Raw genomic sequence first — 3634 nt, forward strand, 5'->3', positions numbered from 1 at the left:
GGATGCTAGCCCATGTTCTTCAACTCAAAAAAAAACCCCCCCATTTTTCCACTCCCTTTCAATATAATTACCCCCCCCCGGTCGCCGGGGGGGGGGGGGGGCGCCCCCCCCCCCCCCCCACCGCTCCCCCGACTCCGGCAGGTGGACTCCCCACTCGTTCCGCCCACCTGCCCGGGAGCGCCGGCGGTACCTGCAGCCACCAGCGTCCCCCATATTTGCACTTTAAGTGCAGTAAAAAATCTCCGACAATTCCGGCACAGGCGAAGGGGTCGTGACGAACCACCCAAACGGCCCGGCGGCCACCCGAGGCCCCGGATCGCCCGACAGGCCCCTTCCGCACAGGGGAGTTGGCGCACGACGGGAGGGCCTGCGGCGCGACGGCGCCCACCACGAGCCCCTGGCGCTTTGCTCATTCTTTACCCTTCGCCCGCGTGGGCCACCGGGACGGGCCCCCTGCCCGAATGGCTCGATCTCGCCGCCCGACCGCCCCGCGCCCCGGGCTACGGTGCTCACCGCCGATCCGCCGCCGCGAGCCCGAACGCGGCCGGCCGGCACCCGGCCACCCACCCCCGAATGGAGCCCCCATGCCGTCTCAGGCTTCCAGACCGAGCAAGCGTCACACCTGGGGGCCGCCCGCCCTCGCGGTACTCCTCGCCGCATGGATGACGTGCGGCGCCCAGCCGGTATCGGCCGCCACCCCGGACGCCGAGAACACGAAGCTCGACCGGATCACCCTCTCCGGCAACCACAACGCGTACGAGAAGAGCACGTACGGGCAGCTGACCGACGGGCTCGACGCCGGGTCGAGGCTCCTGGAGATCGACGTCTACACCGACCCGGTGTCCGGGTGGGTCGTGAGCCACAGCAATCCCGTGTCCAGCGACAGCAACTGCACGCGCAAGAACGTGTTCGGCAAGCAGGTGCGCAACGGCGACCTCGCCGACTGCCTCACGGACATGCAGCGCTGGAGCGACGCGCACCCCGGCCACGACCCGGTCTACGTGAAACTCGAAATGAAGTGGGGGTTCTACGGCCGCGGCGGCATGGCACCGGAGGATCTGGACCGGCTGATCGCACGTCGGCTCGGCTCCGACCGGGTGTTCACACCCGGCGACCTGACCGGCACCGCGTACTCCGACGCGGACACCGCCGCCCGGGCCGGGGCCTGGCCCACGCTGGCGCAGGCGCGGGGCAAGTTCCTGTTCTACGTATGGCCGGGCACCGTCGAGGGCAAGGTCTTCGAGGACAACGTGCCGACCGACGTGGAGTACGGACGCCACGTCCGCGACCGTGCCGCCGCGGGCCGGCTGCCGGAGGTGATGGCCTGGCCGGCCACCCGGTCGCTGGCCACCCGCTCCGCGTACGAGCCCTCGATCGCACCGTGGTTCGTCCTCTTCAACGACTCCGCCGGCGCCTGGCTGAACGGCGACCCCCTCGCGTACTGCCGCAGCCACTACCTGCTGGCGGCGACCGGCGCCCAGAGCGTGACACCGCCCGGCACGAGCGACCCCACACCCGGCGAACGGCTCGGCTACCTCGCCGAGCGCGCACAGCCGTCCGTCATGACCCACGACTGGACGGGCGGCGCGGGGGTCTTCGGCACCCGCACCCGCAGCTGCTGACGGCCGCACCGGCGCCGGCGCACACAGAGGTGGGCTCCCGCCCCCCGAGGGCGGGAACCCATCACACGTCATGTCCCGGATGCGGATCCGGTACCGGTCAGCGGGCAGGCGCTCCGGTCATTCATCGGCTGCGAGCGTGAAGCTGCAGCTGGACCACGCGGTGCAGTCCATCTCCGACTGCTCGTCCTCCTGCTCCTGCGGGAGCAGCTCCAGGGCGTTGATGTCAGCCATTTCCTCGGCCCTTCTCGTCGGTCTTCTCGGGTCATCACGACTCGACACGAGGTCCATACCCCCTCAAATCACCCGAACACGCCGCTTGACGAATTCTTTGCACTTTGAGTGCAAGAATCTTTCCCGGGTCTCCGCCCCCGCTCGACAGGGGCGCCGGGCGGTGCGTCCATGGGAAGGTGAGCGGCGCCCCTTCAGCCCCGGAACCCGACGCGCCGGCCGACGCCCTGCTGCTCCTGGACGTGGCGCGTGCGGTCCTCGACCGCTGCGGCGGACGGCACTGGACGTTCCAGCCGGGCGACGCGTGGTGCTTCGTACGGCCGCCCGCGTCCGCCCCGCGCGCACACGGCTGGAAGCTCCACGTGTCGGCCACCCCACTGGCCGCACCCCTGGTCCTGGCCCGGTCGGCCCAGGTCCTGGTCCGTCACGGAGCGTCGTTCAAGTTCGCGACGGACCTCGAGCGCGTCGCACGGCTCGGGAACATCTGGTCCGACCGCGGCAGCGGCGGAAAGTTCATCACGGTCTACCCGCGCGACGACGACCAGTTCCGGACGCTGGCGTCCGCGCTCGATGCGGCGACCGCCGGCCTGCCGGGACCGCGCGTCCTCTCCGACCGTCAACTGCGGCCGGGCAGCCTCGTGTTCTTCCGGTACGGCGAGTTCAGCGGAGAGCGGTTCCTCACCGACGACGGCGTGTTCGAGCACCGCATGACCGGCCCGGACGGGGGCGTGGTCAAGGACGAGCGGAAACCCGGATTCTTCCTCCCTTCCTGGGCGGAGTACCCGTTCCCGGAGGAGGAGACGGCCCCCGCGGCCGCGGCGCCCGCGTCCGTGCTGCTGGGAGGACGGTTCAGGGTCCTGCGCGCGATCCGCCACGCGAACAAGGGGGGCGTCTACCGGGCCGTCGACGAGCACACCGGTGCGGAGGTGGTCGTCAAGCACGCCCGCGCGCACGTCGGCGCCCGGCTCGACGGGACCGATGTGCGCGACCGGCTGCGCGACGAGGCCCGGATGCTGGAGCGGCTGGCGCCCACCGCGGTCTCCCCCGCGGTGGTGGACCTCTTCGAGGAGCAGGGCGACCTGTTCCTCGCCGAGGAGCTGGTGCCCGGAACCCCGTTGAACCTCTGGCAGGGCGAACGCGCCCGGAAGGTGCCGCTCACCCGGTCCGAGGCGGTGGGGATGGCGATGCGGCTGGTGGCGCTGCTGCGGACGCTCCATCAGGCGGGCTTCGTCGTCTGCGACTTCAAACCCCACAACGTCGTGGTCACTCCCGCGGGACAGGTGCGGCTGATCGACACGGAGTACGTGGCCGAGCCGGGCCTGGAGCGCATACCGGCCTACACGATCGGGTACGCCGCGCCCGAGGTCCTGGCCGCGGGCGCGCTCCACGGAGCGCGGCCGGTGCCGGTGCCCGGCCCGGCGGCGGACCGGTTCAGCCTCGGGGTGATGCTGTTCTGCCTGGTCACGGACCTCGACCCGCGGTGGGCGGCGGGCCGGCCCGATGTGGTGCGGCCCCCGGGGGAGCCGGCCCGGCTGTTCTCCCTGATCGCGCTCTCCCACCCGCTGCTGGAGCCGTTCGGCGAGCTGATCGCCGCTCTGGTGCGCAGCGATCCCGGGGACCGCTGGACGCTCGGGCAGGCCGAGGAGTACCTCCGCGCGCTGAGCCGCAGCCCCGAGCCGCCCGGTACGGCCGGGGCGGCCGGGGCGGCCGGGGCGGGTGGGGCGGGTGCCCTCGCGGGGGGGGGGGGCGCGCCCCGCCCGGGCCGTGCCGGCCCCGTGTCAGGC

1 protein-coding gene and 1 pseudogene are annotated in these 3634 nt (G+C 72.2%); both read left to right on the forward strand.

Annotated features, from left to right (window positions below; all coding sequences use genetic code 11):
- The first annotated feature begins 584 nt into the window (after positions 1-584).
- A complete protein-coding gene (locus ACFXA3_RS38525; RefSeq protein WP_385195351.1) occupies positions 585-1622 on the forward strand; it encodes a Ca2+-dependent phosphoinositide-specific phospholipase C in 1038 nt (345 codons plus the stop codon).
- Between the two features lie 407 nt (positions 1623-2029).
- Positions 2030-3634 (forward strand): annotated as a pseudogene (locus tag ACFXA3_RS38530) (hypothetical protein); the annotation flags it as partial.

This window comes from Streptomyces sp. NPDC059456 (assembly GCF_042750055.1).
Classification (GTDB): Bacteria; Actinomycetota; Actinomycetes; order Streptomycetales; family Streptomycetaceae; genus Streptomyces.